The sequence below is a fragment of the Gryllotalpicola protaetiae genome, from assembly GCF_003627055.1.
Classification (GTDB): Bacteria; Actinomycetota; Actinomycetes; order Actinomycetales; family Microbacteriaceae; genus Gryllotalpicola; species Gryllotalpicola protaetiae.
In genome coordinates, this window is record NZ_CP032624.1 from 3,140,642 (window position 1) to 3,157,128 (window position 16,487).

15 protein-coding genes are annotated in these 16,487 nt (G+C 70.0%); 14 read left to right on the forward strand and 1 reads right to left on the reverse strand.

Annotation, left to right across the window (positions count from 1 at the left end; translation table 11 throughout):
* Positions 1–15 precede the first annotated feature (15 nt).
* On the forward strand, positions 16–357 hold the full coding sequence (locus D7I44_RS15235; protein ID WP_120790274.1) for an Rv2175c family DNA-binding protein: 342 nt from the start codon (positions 16–18) through the stop codon (positions 355–357).
* Between the two features lie 161 nt (positions 358–518).
* On the opposite strand, the gene D7I44_RS15240 is transcribed toward D7I44_RS15235, so the two are convergent.
* On the reverse strand, positions 519–1,622 hold the full coding sequence (locus D7I44_RS15240) for a polyprenyl synthetase family protein (RefSeq protein WP_120790275.1): 1,104 nt from the start codon (positions 1,620–1,622) through the stop codon (positions 519–521).
* Positions 1,623–1,737: 115 nt separating this feature from the next.
* Between D7I44_RS15240 and D7I44_RS15245 the strand changes: the two genes are divergently transcribed.
* From D7I44_RS15245 to ftsZ, 13 genes are all read left to right on the forward strand, one after another.
* Positions 1,738–2,133, forward strand: a complete 396-nt coding sequence (locus tag D7I44_RS15245; protein WP_120790276.1) for a DUF3040 domain-containing protein — start codon at positions 1,738–1,740, stop codon at positions 2,131–2,133.
* 238 nt (positions 2,134–2,371) lie between these two features.
* Entirely contained in the window at positions 2,372–2,803 is a 432-nt protein-coding gene (gene mraZ, locus D7I44_RS15250) for a division/cell wall cluster transcriptional repressor MraZ (protein WP_120790277.1), read from the forward strand.
* A gap of 104 nt (positions 2,804–2,907) precedes the next feature.
* The gene (rsmH, locus tag D7I44_RS15255) at positions 2,908–3,873 is read left to right on the forward strand and encodes a 16S rRNA (cytosine(1402)-N(4))-methyltransferase RsmH (RefSeq protein WP_120790278.1); all 966 of its coding nucleotides are present in this window, start codon (positions 2,908–2,910) and stop codon (positions 3,871–3,873) included.
* Positions 3,870–4,532, forward strand: coding sequence for a cell division protein FtsL (ftsL, locus tag D7I44_RS15260; protein WP_162940317.1), 663 nt, complete (start codon positions 3,870–3,872; stop codon positions 4,530–4,532). Before rsmH ends, ftsL begins: the two co-directional genes overlap by 4 nt.
* Positions 4,533–4,543: 11 nt before the next feature.
* Complete coding sequence (locus D7I44_RS15265; RefSeq protein WP_120790996.1) at positions 4,544–6,346, forward strand: peptidoglycan D,D-transpeptidase FtsI family protein; 1,803 nt, start codon at positions 4,544–4,546, stop codon at positions 6,344–6,346.
* A gap of 23 nt (positions 6,347–6,369) precedes the next feature.
* Positions 6,370–7,791, forward strand: a complete 1,422-nt coding sequence (locus D7I44_RS15270) for a UDP-N-acetylmuramoyl-tripeptide--D-alanyl-D-alanine ligase (protein WP_120790280.1) — start codon at positions 6,370–6,372, stop codon at positions 7,789–7,791.
* Positions 7,788–8,906, forward strand: a complete 1,119-nt coding sequence (gene mraY / locus D7I44_RS15275) for a phospho-N-acetylmuramoyl-pentapeptide-transferase (protein ID WP_120790281.1) — start codon at positions 7,788–7,790, stop codon at positions 8,904–8,906. The genes D7I44_RS15270 and mraY overlap by 4 nt, the downstream gene beginning before the upstream one ends.
* Positions 8,903–10,429, forward strand: coding sequence for a UDP-N-acetylmuramoyl-L-alanine--D-glutamate ligase (murD, locus tag D7I44_RS15280; RefSeq protein ID WP_120790282.1), 1,527 nt, complete (start codon positions 8,903–8,905; stop codon positions 10,427–10,429). Before mraY ends, murD begins: the two co-directional genes overlap by 4 nt.
* 54 nt (positions 10,430–10,483) lie before the next feature.
* Positions 10,484–11,707, forward strand: coding sequence for a putative lipid II flippase FtsW (gene ftsW / locus D7I44_RS15285; protein ID WP_120790283.1), 1,224 nt, complete (start codon positions 10,484–10,486; stop codon positions 11,705–11,707).
* On the forward strand, positions 11,704–12,771 hold the full coding sequence (locus tag D7I44_RS15290) for a UDP-N-acetylglucosamine--N-acetylmuramyl-(pentapeptide) pyrophosphoryl-undecaprenol N-acetylglucosamine transferase (RefSeq protein WP_120790284.1): 1,068 nt from the start codon (positions 11,704–11,706) through the stop codon (positions 12,769–12,771). The genes ftsW and D7I44_RS15290 overlap by 4 nt, the downstream gene beginning before the upstream one ends.
* A gap of 37 nt (positions 12,772–12,808) precedes the next feature.
* A complete protein-coding gene (gene murC / locus D7I44_RS15295) occupies positions 12,809–14,215 on the forward strand; it encodes a UDP-N-acetylmuramate--L-alanine ligase (RefSeq protein ID WP_162940318.1) in 1,407 nt (468 codons plus the stop codon).
* A gap of 4 nt (positions 14,216–14,219) precedes the next feature.
* Complete coding sequence (locus D7I44_RS15300) at positions 14,220–15,188, forward strand: cell division protein FtsQ/DivIB (RefSeq protein ID WP_120790285.1); 969 nt, start codon at positions 14,220–14,222, stop codon at positions 15,186–15,188.
* 130 nt (positions 15,189–15,318) lie between these two features.
* Positions 15,319–16,485, forward strand: a complete 1,167-nt coding sequence (gene ftsZ, locus D7I44_RS15305) for a cell division protein FtsZ (RefSeq protein ID WP_120790286.1) — start codon at positions 15,319–15,321, stop codon at positions 16,483–16,485.
* Positions 16,486–16,487: the final 2 nt, after the last annotated feature.

A 16,487-nucleotide genomic window follows, 5' to 3' on the forward strand; every position in this document is an offset into this window, starting at 1 on the left:
GGCACGATTTCCTCCATGGCTTCTCCGTCGCCTGAGCGCACCTGGCTGACCATGCCCGAGCTCGTCGAGATTCTGGGCGTCTCGCCCTCCCGTGTCCGCAGACTGATCGAAGACCGGCAGCTGCTCGGTCGGCGCCGCGATGGCGTGCTGTCGGTGCCGGCCGACTTCATCTCGGGGGGCCAGCCGCTCAGCGAGCTGCGCGGCACCCTGATGGTGCTCGGCGATGCCGGCTTCACCGACGACGAGGCCATCGACTGGCTGCTGTCGGAGGACGAGGCGCTCGGTGCCGCACCGATCGACGCGCTGCGCAGCGGCCGCAAGACCGAGGTGCGCCGCGTGGCTCAGGCCTTGGGCTGAGCCGACCTTCGTCGCGGGCCGCGACGAGTCGGCCGGTCGATGCCCGGCCGGTCGGGCGCAGTTGGGTCGATCGGGCACACGAGAACGCCGATGAGATGCGCCCGATCGACCCGTTTGCGCCCGATCGGAACAGGCGCCGGCAGGAAATCGGCGCGAAAGCGTCACGCCTCGCGGTCGGTCACGCGCGCGGTCAGTCGCCGCAGTGCGGCGATCGCCTCTGGGGCGAGGGATGCTTCGTCGAGAGCCGCGTTCGCGCTGCGCACCTCGCGTTCGATGATCGCCTCGATCTCGTCGACGGCGCCGGAGTCGCGCATGGCGCCTTGCAGCATCAGCACCTGCTCGGTCGTGAGCTGAGGGTCGCCGAGCAGGTCGTCGAAGACCCGCCGCACCGACGGGCTGACGCGGCTGCGGGTGAGCGCGACCAGCACGGTGCGCTTGCCCTCGCGCAGATCGTCGCCGCTCGGCTTCCCGGTGACGGCCGCGTCGCCGAACACCCCGAGCAGATCGTCGCGCAGCTGGAAGGCGATGCCGAGCGGAAGCCCGAATTCGCTGAGTGTCGCGAGCTGGGCTTCGCTCGCCCCAGCGATCGCCGCGCCGATCTGCAGCGGCGCCTCGATGCTGTACTTCGCCGATTTGAAGACGACGACGCGGCGCGCGGCCTCGAGCAGCTGCTGCTCGTCGCGCTCGACCCATGCGTTCTCTTCGAGCACGTCGAGGTACTGCCCGGCCGTGACATCCGTTCGCATGGTGTTGAACAGGTGCCGCGCGGCGCGCGCGCGATCCGCATCGCCCAAGCCGAACAGCGCGTCGTCGAGAAGCTCGTCGCTCCACCCGAGCAGCAGATCGCCGAGCAGGATCGCGGAGGAGGTGCCGAAGGCGCCTGCGTCGCCCGCCCACCGGCGCGCCCCATGACGCTCCGCGAACCTGCGATGTGCGCTCGGCTCGCCCCGCCTGGTGTCCGAGCTGTCGATGACGTCGTCGTGCACGAGGGCGGCGGCATGGAACAGCTCGAGTGCGCTCGCGGCGCCGATCACGGCGTCGAGCTCGCGCTGCGTCACGGGCGTCTCGCGGGCGCCGGCGACGGCCCGCCACCCCCAATGGCAGAACTGGGCCCGGAATCGCTTGCCACCGCTGAGAAATCGCCGCGAGTCGTCGAGCAGAGCGGTCACATCGTCGCCCACGCTCGTGACAATGGATGAGCGGTCATCGAGGAATCCGTCGAGACGGGATTGCACCAGATCGACGAGTCTCACGTTGTCCGCCACACAAGCCAGACTAATGGCGGCGTAACGGGCTAGCAGGCCGGTCGGGCCGCGATTACACTGAGGCGTCACAGCACGACGCAACGAAGCTGACGAAGCTGAAGAAGAGGGGATCGGGATGCCGCTTTCGGAGCACGAGCAGCGCCTTCTCGACGAGATGGAGCGCAACCTCTACCAGAACGACGCGGACTTCGTGGCGAACATCAGTCAGACGCCCCGGCGCAAGCCCGCATACCGCGCCATCGTGCTCGGCGTGCTCGTCGCCGTCGTCGGCGTCGCCGCCCTGATCCTCGGCGTCGCGATCCGGCTGCCCGTCGTCGGCATCCTCGGCTTCCTCTTCATGTTCGCCGGCGTGCTGCTCGCCATCACCCCCGGTCGTCGCCGTGGTCACGATGCGCTGTTCGACGCAGAGGGCGGCGCCGCGCAGCCCGGCGGCCGCGGGCGTCAGAAGAACTCCGACTTCATGGACCGCATGGGCGAGCGGTGGGACAAGCGCCAGGACGGCGACCGCTGACCCCGCCCCCACTTCGCACCACCTCAAGGGTCGACCCGCTCGGGTCGGCCCTTTTTTGTGCCCGATCGAGGGGCGGACGCCGCACGAGCCCTCCACCACCCTCCACTGGCTCTGTCCCGCGTGATTCCGCGCTTTCCGCTCGAGAAATGACCCCCAAAACACGCCTCAAATCCTTGCGCGTGGATGGTTGTGGAGTAACGTGGGGCCCATTGGATCTCGGGGAAGGGAGGCGCTGCGCATGTTCCTCGGCACCTACACCCCGAAGCTCGACGACAAGGGGCGCGTCATCCTTCCGGCCAAGTTCCGTGGAGAGCTCGCGGGCGGCGTCGTCCTGACCCGTGGCCAGGAGCGCTGCATCTACGTCTTCAGCCGGGACGAGTTCGCCGCGATGCACGAGAAGATCCGCCAGGCGCCCGTCACCAGCAAGCAGGCGCGCGACTACCTGCGCGTCTTCCTCTCGGGCGCGAGCGACGAGGCGCCCGATGCCCAGAACCGCATCTCGATCCCCCCGGCGCTGCGCGCCTACGCGGGCCTCACCAAGGACCTCGCCGTCATCGGCGCGGGCAGCCGCGCCGAGATCTGGGACGCGCAGGCCTGGGAGGCGTACCTCGCCGCCCAGGAGAGCGCGTTCGCCGACACCGCGGAGGAGGTGATCCCCGGCCTCTTCTAGTCCGCAGGCTGCGACTCCCAGCCATCCTCTGCCGTGACCGACTTCCCCGCGGGCACGTCAGGATGGATGGGGATCACGGCAGGCGGCCAGGGCCGATTCGCACGATGGATGCCTCCCAGCTGCACATCCCCGTCATGCTCGAGCGCTGCCTCGAGCTGCTCGCCCCCGCGATCGGCCGGCCGGGCGCCGTCCTCGTCGACGGCACGCTCGGCCTCGGCGGCCACTCCGAGGCGATGCTCGAGCGATTCCCCGAGCTGACGCTCATCGGCCTCGACCGCGACCCTGAGGCGCTGCGGCTCGCGGGGGAGCGGCTCGCGCGTTTCGGCGAGCGCTTCCGGCCCGTGCACACGACCTACGACGGCATCGACTCCGCGATCGCCGAGCTCGGCTACGACGCGATCGACGGGGCGCTCTACGACCTCGGCGTCAGCTCGATGCAGCTCGACCTGCCAGAGCGAGGCTTCTCGTACTCCAAGGACGCGCCTCTCGACATGCGGATGGACACGACGGCGGAGCTCACCGCGGAGCGCATCGTCGCCGAGTACCCGGAGGCCGAGCTGCGGCGCATCTTCCGCGACTACGGCGAGGAGAAGCTCGCACAGCGGTACGCGTCGTTCATCGTGAAGGCGAGGGCGCAGCATCCGATCACCCGCACCATGCAGCTGGTCGACGTGCTGCAGGCCGCGACGCCTGCCGCGATCAGCAAGCAGGGGCACCCGGCCAAACGCGTCTTCCAGGCGCTGCGCATCGAGGTCAACCAGGAGCTCGCGGTGCTCGAGCGGGCGATCCCGCGCGCGGTCGACGCCCTGAACGTCGGTGGGCGACTCGTCGTGATGTCGTACCAGTCGCTCGAGGACCGCATCGTCAAGCGCGTCTTCCAGGCGCGGTCACGATCGACCGCGCCTGTGGGACTGCCGGTGGAGCTGCCTGAGCACCGACCGGAGCTCAGACTGCTGACCCGCGGTGCAGAGCTCGCCGGCGACGACGAGAAGGAACGGAACCCGCGCAGCGCGCCGGTACGGCTGCGCGCCGTCGAGAGAGTCAGAGAGAACGTGAGGGGGGCGTCATGAGCGCACGTGGGAACACAGCAGTCCTCGAGGAGCACCCCTGGGTGTCCCAGCTGCCGCTGCCGAGCCGCGAGGAGCGCAGGCAGGGGCTGCTCGCGCCCGTCGACGCGCCCGTCGGGCGCAGGCAGCGGCCCAAGCTGCTGTACGCGGCCATCGCCGTCGGCGCGCTCGTCCTGATCGTGGTCGCCCAGCTCGCGTTGAGCATCGGCGTCTCGAACGGCGCGTACCAGTTGAACTCCCTCCAGCAGCAGCAGAAGCAGCTCGGGCGGGACAGCCAGGCGTCGTCGGAGGCGGTCGACAAGCTGGCGAGCCCGCAGAACCTCGCGGCGAACGCCGACGCGCTCGGAATGGTCGCCAACGGCTCGCCCGTCTACCTGCGCCTGTCGAACGGCACAGTGGTCGGCTCGCCGACCGCCGCGGGTGGCCAGCCGACCGCGGCCGGCGACCCCCTGGTGCCGAACTCGCTCATCGCGGGCGTGCCGCTGGTGACGGCCACCACGGGGCCGAAGCCCTCGCAGGTCGCGACCGACCAGGCATCCGCACCCGTCGCGCAGCCCGGCTCCCAGGAAACCGACAGCGGCACACCGGCGGCGAATGTCAACCCCCAGCAGGACGGCCCCGTAGCGTGGAGCGGGCCGCTGCCGGCGCCCAGCACACACTGAGGGGGACGTACGTGAAGGCGAAGAAGTCGACACGTCGGCGCACCTCCATCGCGCTCCTCATCGTCCTCGCCCTCGTCGCGAGCCTCGTGTACAAGCTGTTCGACATCCAGGTCGTGCATGCGAGCGCGCTCACCGCGCAGGCGGCGGAGCGGCGCGGAACGGCGATCACCCTGTACGGCGCGCGCGGCGACATCGTCGGCGACGACGGCACGGTGCTCGCGGGCAGCGTGCTGCGCTACGACTTCATCGCCTCGCCCGTCAATGCGCTCAGCGCGTACACGGATGCCAAGGGGCAGGCGCTTCCCCAGGGCCAGGCCCTCGCCAAGCTCGCCGCGGACCCCGTGCTGGCCAAGCTCTCGACGATCACCGGCACACCGGTCGCGACGTTCGTCGCCGACTTCCAGAACGCGCTCACCGCGAACGCGAAGTCGCAGTACGCGCCGTTGATCAGCAACGCCGACGTCCCGACGTTCGACAAGATCGAGGCGCTCAAGATCCCGTGGCTGACCGCGGTCAGCCACCCTGCGCGCACCTACCCCGACGGCGCGGTCGGCGGCAACATCGTCGGCTATGTGAACTCGGCGGGGCTGGGCTCGGAGGGCCTCGAGCAGCAGTACCAGAAGTGTCTCGTCGGCGACAACGGCGAAGAGACCTACCAGGCGAGCCGAGACGGTGTGGCACTGCCCGGCAGCACCAAGGTGACGAAGGCGGCGAAGCAGGGCGGCACGCTCGAGACGACGCTCGACCCCGACCTCACCTGGTTCCTGAACCAGAACCTCGCGACGACCGTGCCCGGCCTCGGTGCGCAGTTCGGGCAGGCGACCGTCGTCGACATCAAGACGGGTGAGATCAAGGCGGCCGCGCAGTTCCCGTCCGTCGACCCGAACAACATCGACTCGGTCCCCGCCGCCTACCGCAGCACGGCGATGATGTTCTCGAACCAGTACGAGCCGGGGTCGATCTTCAAGGCGCTCACCGCCGCGGCCATGATCGACACCGGCTATGCGACCCCCGCCTCACACGTGCTGACGCCGGACAAGTTCACGGCGCCGCACGGTGTGAGCTTCGGCGACGCCGAGTACCACCCCACCGAGGACATGACCCTCACCGGCATCCTGATGAACTCGTCGAACGTCGGCATCGCGAAGCTGAGCGCGGGCATGTCGGACCAGACGCGCTACGACTACTACAAGAAGTTCGGCATCGGCACGCCGACCGACGTCCCGTTCCCTGCGCAGGCGAGCGGCATCCTGACGAGGCCGAGCCAGTGGGACGACCAGACCAAGTACACGACGACGTTCGGCCAGGGCGTCTCCGCTACGCAGGCGCAGATGCTGCAGGCCTATCAGGCGCTCGCGAACGGCGGCGTGATGGTGCCGCTGTCACTCGTGAAGGGGTGCAAGCAGTCCGACGGCACGCTGACCGACGTGCCGCAGAAGACGCAGACCCGGGTGGTCAAGCAGTCGACCTCGACCACGGTGCTCGACATGCTCGAGTCCGTCGTGCAGCAGGGCTCGAACTCGGCGGCGCTCAAGACCCCCGGCTACCGCATCGCGGCCAAGACGGGAACCGCGCAGGAGCCCGACGGGCACGGCGGCTACCAGAGCGACTTCTACATCTCGGTCATGGGCGTGGCCCCCGTCGACGACCCCCAGTACCTCGTCTCCGTGAACATCGGCTTCCCGGCGAACCATAGGATGTCGGATGCGGCCGCACCGCTGTTCCATACCGTGATGAGCCAGGTACTGAAGACGTACCGCGTCAGCCCGTCAGACAGCGCGCCGACAATGCTGCCGCCGTACTACCCGAACTAGCCCGGAAAAAGGCTGATACCTGCATGATCGAACTCACCCTCACCGAGATCGCCGCGGCGGTCTCCGGGACCCTTCACCTCGGCGACAGCGGGGCGGATGCCTCGCAGGCCGTCACCGGCCTGGCGTACACCGACTCTCGCGAAGTGGTGCCCGGTGGCATCTTCTTCGCCAAGCCGGGGGAGGCGACCGACGGCCACCTGTTCGCGCCGGCTGCGGCCGAGAACGGTGCAGCAGTGCTCGTCGTCGAGCATGAGCTTCCCGAGCTGGCATCCGTGCCGCAGATCGTGGTCGCCGAGGTCGTCACAGCACTCGGCGAGCTGGCCGGCGAGGTCGTCGCGCGGGTGCACGCGAAGGGCGCCCTGCGGGTCGTGGGCATCACCGGCTCGAACGGCAAGACGACGACCAAGAACCTGCTCGCGAGCATCCTGGGGCGCATCGGCGAGACGGTCGCCCCGAAGGAGTCGTTCAACAACGAGGTCGGCGCCCCGCTCACGATGCTGCGGGTGACGGATGCGACGCGCTTCCTCGTCTCGGAGATGGGCCTCTACGCACCGGGCGCCATCACGTGGCTCGCGGGGCTCGCGAAGCCCGACCTCGGCGTCGAGCTCAAGGTCGGCCTCGCGCACGCCGGCGGCTACGGCGGCATCGAGGGCGTCGCGCGCGAGAAGGCCGCGCTGGTCACCCACCTGCCGGCCGACGGCGTGGCTGTGCTCAACATCGACGACCGCCGCGTCGCGGCCATGGCCGAGCACACGACCGCAGGAGAGGTGCTCTGGTTCGGTCTGTCGCAGGGCGCCCAGGTCACGGCGCGCGACATCGAGCTGAGCGCGGACGGCACCAGGTTCACGCTCGTGCTGCCGGGCGCCCGGGCATCCGTCGCCTTCAAGGTGCTGGGCGAGCACCACGTGATGAACGCGCTGGCCGCCGCCGCCTCCGCGCACGCCCTGGGCGTCGGAATCGACGACATCGTCGCCGGCCTCGAGGCGGTGACTCGCGCCGAGCGCTGGCGCATGGAGGTCCTCGGGGGCCGCGACGGCATCACCGTCATCAACGACGCGTACAACGCGAGCCCCGACTCGATGGCGGCCGCGCTGCGCACGCTCGCGAAGCTGAAGCGCCCGGGCGGCCGCACGATCGCCGTCGTCGGCGAGATGGCCGAGCTCGGCGAGTTCGCGGGGGAGGAGCACGACAGGGTCGGCCTCGACGTCGTCGTGCTCGGCATCGACCGGCTGGTGGTGGTGGGCGACGGCGCCCGCCGGGTACATGTCTCGGCGATGCGCGAGGGCACGTTCTTCTCCGACGAGTCGCAGTACGTCGACACCGTCGACGAGGCGTTCGAGCTCGTGCGCGCACTGGCGCAGCCGAACGACACGATCCTCGTGAAGAGCTCGAAGGTGGCCGGGTTGCGCTTCCTGGGCGACCGGCTGGGAGAATCGTTCGCGTGAGGACTCTTCTGACCGCAGGCGGACTCGCCCTGGCCTTCTCCCTCTTCCTCACGCCGCTGTTCGTGCGGCTGTTCCACCGGCTGCAGCTCGGCCAGTTCATCCGCGACGACGGCCCCCAGTCGCACCACGCCAAGCGCGGCACCGCGACCATGGGCGGCATCGTCATCATCCTCGCGACGCTGTTCGGGTTCTTCGTCGCGGCGCTCATGTACGGCGGTGACGGCGTCACACCGTCGTCGCTGCTTGTGCTGCTGATGCTCGTCGGGATGGGCGTCGTCGGCTTCATCGACGACTTCCTCAAGGTGCGCAACCAGCGCAGCCTGGGCCTCGGCGGCTGGGCGAAGATCGCGGGGCAGGTCGTCGTGGCGACGCTGTTCGCGATCCTCGCGATCCAGTTCCCGAACCGCGAGGGCTACACACCGGCATCCCTCGGCATCTCGACGGTGCGCGACGTGTCCGCGCTCGACATCGGCCGCATCGCGACGGCTGTGCCGGCGATCGCGATCATCCTGTACCTGATCTGGATCAACCTGCTCGCGAGCGCGACCACCAACGGCGTGAACGTCACCGACGGGCTCGACGGGCTGGCGCCGGGCGCCTCGATCCTCGCGATCGGCTCGTACATCTTCATCGGCTTCTGGCAGTTCAACCAGTCCTGCTTCAGCGCCTCGACCCCCCAGGCGAACCTCGGGGCGTGCTACACGACGAACGACCCGCTGTCGCTCGGCGTCGTCGCCGCCGCGATCACGGGCGCCCTGGTCGGCTTCCTGTGGTGGAACACGAGCCCCGCCCAGATCTTCCTCGGCGACACCGGCTCGCTCGGCCTCGGCGGCGCGCTGACCGCGCTCGCGGTGCTCACCCACACCGAGCTGCTGCTCGTGCTGATCGGCGGCCTGTTCGTCATCGAGGCGGGGTCGGTGATCATCCAGCGCGCGTACTTCAAGGTCACGCACGGCAAGCGCATCTTCCGCATGAGCCCGATTCACCACCACTTCGAGCTGAAGGGCTGGGCGGAGGTGACGGTCGTCGTGCGCTTCTGGATCATCGCGGGCCTTCTCGTCGCGGCCGGCGTCGGCACCTTCTACCTCGAGTGGCTGAGCAAGGCGGGCGTGTGACCGGCAGGCACGCGGGCGGCGTCGATTTCGAGGCGCTGAATTCGTGGCATACGGATGCCTGGAAGGGCGTGCGCGTCGCCGTGTTCGGCCTGGGCAAGACCGGCTTCTCCGTGGCGGACACGCTGGTCGAGCTGGGCAGCGAGGTGCTCGTCGTCACGCAGCAGGCCGACGCCGAGCGAGCGCGGCTGCTCGAGGTGATCGGCGCGGAGCTCGTGGTCGACGAGGCGCTCGATGCGCCGCCCGCGCGGCTGCTCGAGTTCGACCCGCAGCTCGTCGTCGCGAACCCTGGATTTCCGCCGTCGCACCCGATCCTGCGCTGGGCCGAGGGGGATGCGGGCCTGCCCGTCTGGGGTGACATCGAGCTCGCCTGGCGACTGCGCGACAAGGTCGTGCGCGCCGACGGCACGCCCGCAGAGTGGATCACGATCACCGGCACCAACGGCAAGACCACGACGACGCAGCTGACCGCGACCTTCCTCAAAGCGGCCGGGTTGCGCGCTGCGCCGGCAGGCAACATCGGCGTCCCCGTGCTCGACGCGGTCCGCGACCCGCAGGGCTTCGACGTGCTCGTCATCGAGCTGTCGAGCCACCAGCTGCACCGCATCAACGAGAACGGGCCGGCCGGCGAGCTGCACCCCTTCGCGAGCGTGTGCCTCAACATCGCCGAGGACCACCTCGAGTGGCACGGCTCGTTCGACGCGTACCGCGCCGCGAAGGCCAAGGTGTACGCGAACACGAAGGTCGCGTGCGTCTACAACAAGGCAGACGAGGCGACCATCGAGATGGTCGAGGATGCCGAGGTGGAAGACGGCGCTCGGGCCATCGGCTTCGGTCTCGGCGTGCCGGGCCCCAGCGACTTCGGCGTGATCGAGGGCATCGTCGTCGACCGCGCGTTCCTCGACGAGCGGCACCACACGGCGCTCGAGCTGACGACGATCGACGAGCTGGCGGAGGCCGGGCTGAACGCCCCGCACATCGTCGCGAACATCCTCGCCGCCGCAGCTCTCGCGCGCTCGTTCGGCGTCGAGACCGGCGTCATCCACGAAGTGCTGAAGACGTTCCGCCTCGACGCGCACCGCATCGAGACGGTCGCGGCCGCCGGCGGGGTGGTCTGGGTCGACGACTCGAAGGCCACGAACCCGCACGCGGCGGATGCCTCGCTGAAGGCCTTCCCCTCGGTGGTGTGGGTAGCGGGCGGACTCCTCAAGGGCGCGGGCGTCGACGAGCTCGTCTCGAAGCACGTCGCGCGGCTGCGCGCCGCGGTGCTGATCGGCGCAGAGCGCGGCGAGCTGCGCGAGGCGCTCGGCAGACATGCGCCCGAGCTGCCGGTCTTCGAGGTCGACGGCGCCGACCCCGAGGTCATGGCGACGGCCGTGCGGTTCGCGGCATCCGTCGCCCAGGACGGCGACACCGTTCTGCTCGCCCCCGCGGCCGCGTCGATGGACCAGTTCACCGACTATGCCGATCGTGGCAACCGCTTCGCCGCGGCGGTGCGCGCGCACCTCTCAGGCGACTTGCAGTAGGCCGTTCGGCGTGCCGGTCGTGGGCGCGCGGCATCCGTTTGTGAGGATGTCCACGTGACCACGCAGGCCGATCGGAGCAACGCGCCGCGGTTCGCCGCAGGCGGCCGCGCGGGCGGCGCCATGCACTCCGCGCGCATCTCGCTCGGACGCGCCTTCGAGGCCGAGTCGGCCAACTACTTCCTGCTGCTCGGCCTGACGCTCTTTATGGTCGCGTTCGGTCTGCTGATGGTGCTGTCGTCGTCGTACGTGTCGTCGCATGCCGACGGGTCGAGCTTCTTCGCGAAGTTCATGAACCAGGGGCTGTACGCGATCATCGGCGTGCCGATCATGCTCGTCGTCTCGCGCATCCCACAGAAGTTCTGGCAGCGCACGGCCTGGCTCGCACTGCTCGGCGCGTCCCTGCTGCAGGTGCTGGTCGTGTTCACGCCCCTCGGCTACGGCATCAACAACAACACCAACTGGCTGAAGATCGGGCCGATCCTGTTCCAGCCGTCCGAGCTCATCAAGATCGCGCTCGTGCTGTGGCTCGGCATGTTCCTCACCCGGAAGGAGACGCGCCTCAGGAAGTTCGGGCAGGCGCTCGTGCCCGCCCTGCTGATCAGCATCGTCCCGCTGTTCCTCATCATGAAGGGCAACGACCTCGGCACCACGATGATCGTGGGCTTGATGCTGATCGGCGCGCTGTTCTTCGCAGGGGTGCCGCTCTGGCAGCTGCTGGTCACGGGCGTCGCGGCGGGCGGCGCCGCCTTCGTGCTCGCGTTCTCGTCGGCGAACCGCACGCACCGCATCATGGCGTTCCTGCACCCCGAGGCCGCCGACCCGAACGGCGACGGCTACCAGGTGCTGCAGGGCCAGTGGGGCATGGCGAACGGCGGTGTCTTCGGCGTCGGACTCGGCAACTCCCAGTCGAAGTGGAACTGGCTGCCCGCCTCGTCCACCGACTTCATCTTCTCGATCACCGCCGAGGAGCTCGGACTGATCGGCGCGGTGCTCGTGCTGCTCCTGTTCGTGGCGCTCGCGTTCGTTCTGCTGCGCATCATCCGGTCGGCGAAGACCGTGTTCGCCCGCGCCGTCACCGGCGGAGTGCTGGTCTGGATCATCGGCCAGGCGGTCATCAACATCGCCGTCGTGGTCGGCCTGTTCCCCGTGCTCGGCGTGCCGCTTCCCCTCATCTCCTCCGGTGGCACCGCGCTCATCTCCACGCTCGCCGCGCTCGGCATCGTGCTCTCGTTCGCCCGGGCGGAGGGGCAGCCGGCCCGGGCTACCGTTAAGCAGTGAGGTATCTGCTCGCAGGCGGGGGCACCGCCGGCCATGTGAATCCGCTGCTCGCGACCGCAGATCGACTGCGAGTGCGCGATGCGGATGCCGAGGTGCTGGTGCTCGGCACGGCAGAGGGCCTCGAGGCGCGACTCGTGCCGCAGCGCGGCTATGAGCTCGTGACCATCCCGAGGCTGCCGTTCCCGCGGCGTCCGAGCGCCGCTGCCCTGCGGTTCCCCGGGCGCTGGTGGGGCGCCGTCCGGCAGATCGAGAAGCTCATCACCGATCGCCGCATCGACGTCGTCGTCGGCTTCGGCGGCTATGCGGCCGCGCCCGCCTACCTCGCCGCCCGCCGCACGAAGACGCCGCTCGTGCTGCACGAGGCCAACGCCAAACCGGGGCTCGCGAGCAGGCTGGGCTCGCGTCTCACGAAGCACGTCGGCGTCGCGTTCCGCGGCACACCGCTGCCGCACGCGGTCTTCGTCGGAATGCCGCTACGCGTCGAGATCGAGAAGCTCGACCGGGTCGCCGCGCGCGCAGGCGCCCGCGCCCGCTTCGGTCTCGACGACCGCCCCGTGCTGCTCGTCACCGGCGGCTCGACGGGGGCGCGGACCATCAACCGCACCATGCTCGCTGCCGCGCAAGGAGTGCTCGACCGCGGCTACCAGGTGCTCCACATTCAGGGCGGCGCGCACGAGTTCACGGATCCGGGGCTGCCCGGATACCACCTCGTCGACTACGTCGACGATATGGATCAGGCCCTGGCGGCCGCCGATGCGGTGGTCAGCCGCGCCGGTTCCGGCATGGTCAGCGAGCTCACGACGCTCGGCCTGCCCGCCGTGTACGTGCCCTACCCCGTCGGCAACGGCGAGCAGCGCTTCAACGTCGCCGACGTCGTGAGCTCCGGCGGGGGGATCACCGTCGAGGACAGCGCATTCACGCCCCAGTGGGTCAAGACGAACCTGCTGCCGCTTCTGCGCGACGAAACCCGCCTGCTCGAGATGGCGGCGGCTGCGGCATCCGTCGGCGTCACCGATGGTGCTGATCGCCTCGTGACCCTCATCATTCAGGCGCGCGGCGCCTGAACCCGACCGTCAGCACACCAAGGAGATACTGGAACCCGTGATCAAGCCCGATCTGTCGATGCCACTGCCCGAGACCATCGGAAAGGCGCATTTCGTGGGCATCGGGGGCTCGGGAATGAACGGCATCGCGCGGCTCTTCCTCGCGGCAGGCATCCCGGTCACGGGCTCCGACCGCGCGGAGAGCGAGTACACGCACTCCCTCGAGGAGCTCGGCGCGACCGTGCACATCGGCCATGACGCCGCCAACGTCGGCGACGCGGACACGCTGGTCGTCACCGGGGCGCTCTGGCAGGACAACCCTGAGTACCAGTACGCGCTCGCGCACGGCGTCCCCGTGCTGCATCGCTCGCAGGCGCTGGCGTGGCTCGCCCGCGGCTCGCGCCTCGTCGCGATCGCCGGCGCGCACGGGAAGTCGGGCACCACCGGCATGATCTCGACCGCGCTGCTCGCCGCGGGCGCCGACCCGAGCTTCGTGAACGGCGCCGTCATCGAAGGGCTCGAGACGAGCGCGCGGCACGGTGACTCCGACCTGTTCGTGATCGAGGCGGATGAGTCGGACGGTTCGTTCCTGCTCTACGACACCGCGGTCGCCCTGATCCTCAACATCGACGACGATCACCTCGATCACTACGGCTCCTACGCCGCCGTCGAGGACGCCTTCGTGCGCTTCGCCGACGACGCGCGGGAGCTCGTCGTGATCTCGGCCGATGACGCGGGCGCCCGGGCGGTCGCACCCCGCATCGCGCATCAGCACGTCGTCACGTTCGGTGAGAGCGAGGGCGCCGACGTGCGGGTGACCTCGATCACGACGAACGGCCCGGTCGCCTTCACCATCGAGTGGCGCGGCGCGGCGTACCCCGTGCGGCTCACGGTGCCCGGCCGGCATCTGGCGCACAACGCGGCGGGCGCGTTCGCGGTTCTCACGCACCTCGGCGTCTCCCCGGAGGACGCGGCCGCCGGTCTCGCCTCGTACGGCGGCGTGCACCGCCGCTTCGAGCTGCACGGCACCGTCGGGGGAGTGAGCGTCTATGACGACTACGCCCACCACCCTGCGGAGGTGAAGGCCGTGCTCGAGGCCGCCCGCACGGTCGTGGGCTCCGGCCGGCTCATCGCCGTGCACCAGCCGCACACCTACAGCCGCACGCAGCGGCTCGCGCAGGAGTTCGCAGACACCCTCGAGCAGTACGCAGACGAGACCGTCGTGCTCGACGTGTTCGGCGCCCGCGAGGACCCGGTGCCCGGCGTCACCGGTGCGCTCGTCTCCGGCCGCTTCCACGACCCGTCGAAGGTCGAGTTCATCGCCGACTGGCAGCAGGCGGCCGACTTCACCGCGGGCTTCGCCCGCGCAGGCGACTTCGTCATCACGCTCGGCTGCGGCAACGTGAACCTGATCGTGCCCCAGCTGCTCGACGCGCTCGAGACGGCGCACCCCGGCGAGGGCTGAGCGGATGCGCCGGCCGAGCGGGCCCGTGCAGCGGGCGCCACAGCCGCCACAGGCATCCACCGCCACGCGCGAGCCGGATGCAGAGCCCCGGCGCGCTGCCGAGCCCGCCCGCCCCGTCGACCTGACCCCGCGGATCGAGACGCCGGCCCGACCCGAGAAGCAGGGTGAGAAGGGCGAGCCGGATGCCACGCAGGGCCGCTCCTCGGGCCTCGGCTCGTGGCGTGAGGTGCGCCGCGCCGTCGCCGCACGGCGCAAGGTCGAGCGCGGCGAGGCTCGCCGGTTCACGGCGCGCACCAGGCGGCGACGCCAGCTGCAGTTCGGCATCGCCGGATTCGTCGTGCTCGTGCTCGGTGGGGCGGTGGTGACCGCCTATTCGCCCGTGATGGCGCTGCGGCACATCGAGGTCGTCGGCACGCACAATGTCGCTGCGTCCGATGTGCAGCAGGCGCTGCGCGGCGAGCTCGGCACGCCGCTGCCGCTCGTGAAGTCGGCCGACGTGCGGCACGCCCTCGACGACTTCCGTCTCATCGAGTCCTACTCGACGCAGCTTGAGCCGCCGTCGACCCTCGTCGTGCGCATCACCGAGCGCACGCCGCTCGCGGTCGTGAAGCAGGGGTCGAGCTACGAGGTCGTCGACCAGGCCGGCGTCGTGCTGTCGGCCGGTGCGACGCCTCAAGCCGGCCTGCCCGTCGTCACGGTTCCGGCCGGCCAGGAGCCGCAGGACTCCGCCGGATTCGCGGCCGCCGCCGCCGTCATCGCCGCGCTGCCCGCGGCCGTGCGCACCACCGTGACCGGGGCGAGCGCGACGGGGGCGAACAACGTGACCCTGACGCTGGCGGGCGGCAAGCAGGTCGTCTGGGGCGACACAGGCCAGATGGACCTCAAGACCGCCGATCTTCAGGCTCTGCTGAAGGGTGCGGCAGGCGCATCCGTCTACGACGTGTCGAGCCCGCGCGCACCGATTACCCGCTGATCCGAGCGACACACCGGCGATGGTCGGCCCGCTCTCGGGGCCGCGCCCTACCCTCAGGTGAAGGAAATGCATACCGAGCATAACTTTTACCCTCTACCTGAGGTTGAAGGTTCACAGCGGAGGCCAGAGCGTGAGCACTAACCAGAACTACCTCGCCGTCATCAAGGTGGTCGGCATCGGCGGCGGCGGCGTCAACGCCGTCAACCGCATGATCGAGCTCGGCCTGCGCGGGGTCGAGTTCATCGCCATCAACACCGACGCGCAGGCGCTGCTGATGAGCGATGCGGATGTCAAGCTCGACGTCGGGCGCGAGATCACCCGCGGGCTCGGCGCCGGCGCCGACCCCGAGGTGGGCCGCCGCGCTGCGGAGGACCACGCGGAGGAGATCGAGGAGGCGCTCGCGGGCGCCGACATGGTCTTCGTCACCGCGGGCGAGGGCGGCGGCACCGGCACCGGTGGCGCTCCCGTCATCGCGCGCATCGCGAAGTCGATCGGCGCGCTCACCATCGGCGTCGTCACGAAGCCGTTCAGCTTCGAGGGCAAGCGCCGCGCCGACTCGGCCGCTGCAGGTGTCGCCCGCCTCAAGGAAGAGGTCGACACCCTCATCGTCGTGCCCAATGACCGTCTGCTCGAGATCAGCGATCGCGGCATCTCGATGATGGAGGCGTTCATCACGGCCGACCAGGTGCTCCTCGCCGGTGTGCAGGGCATCACGGACCTGATCACGACCCCTGGGCTCATCAACCTCGACTTCGCCGACGTCAAGTCGGTCATGCAGGGCGCGGGCTCCGCGCTCATGGGCATCGGCTCCGCGCGCGGCGCCGATCGCGCCATCAAGGCGGCGGAGCTCGCGGTGGCCAGCCCGCTGCTCGAGGCGTCGATCGAGGGCGCGCGCGGCGTGCTGCTGTCGATCCAGGGCGGCAGCAACCTCGGCATCTTCGAGATCAATGACGCGGCCCGCCTCGTGCAAGAGGTCGTGCACCCCGAGGCGAACATCATCTTCGGAACCGTCATCGACGACACCCTCGGCGATGAGGTGCGCGTGACCGTGATCGCGGCCGGCTTCGACAACGGCGAGCCCGCCCAGAAGCTCGACGCCGGCGCCCACCGCGCCGAGGCGATCAGCACGGCGCCGGCGCCGAAGTCCGCCGTCAGCGAGGACACCGCCGCACTCGCGCCAGAGGACCTGCCGGTCGCCGCATGGGAGCCCACCGCCGCGCCCGAGACGCCGACGCTGCCGGCCGACCGCGACTTCGATGACGCCGACGGCATCGACATCCCGGATTTCTTGAAATGAGC

What these genes read in the sequence shown, in the direction of transcription:
- D7I44_RS15235 (WP_120790274.1), top strand. Translation starts at nt 16, where the DNA reads ATGGCTTCTCCGTCGCCTGAGCGCACCTGGCTGACCATGCCCGAGCTC.
- D7I44_RS15245 (WP_120790276.1), top strand. Translation starts at nt 1,738, where the DNA reads ATGCCGCTTTCGGAGCACGAGCAGCGCCTTCTCGACGAGATGGAGCGC.
- mraZ (WP_120790277.1), top strand. Translation starts at nt 2,372, where the DNA reads ATGTTCCTCGGCACCTACACCCCGAAGCTCGACGACAAGGGGCGCGTC.
- rsmH (WP_120790278.1), top strand. Translation starts at nt 2,908, where the DNA reads ATGGATGCCTCCCAGCTGCACATCCCCGTCATGCTCGAGCGCTGCCTC.
- ftsL (WP_162940317.1), top strand. Translation starts at nt 3,870, where the DNA reads ATGAGCGCACGTGGGAACACAGCAGTCCTCGAGGAGCACCCCTGGGTG.
- D7I44_RS15270 (WP_120790280.1), top strand. Translation starts at nt 6,370, where the DNA reads ATGATCGAACTCACCCTCACCGAGATCGCCGCGGCGGTCTCCGGGACC.
- D7I44_RS15300 (WP_120790285.1), top strand. Translation starts at nt 14,220, where the DNA reads ATGCGCCGGCCGAGCGGGCCCGTGCAGCGGGCGCCACAGCCGCCACAG.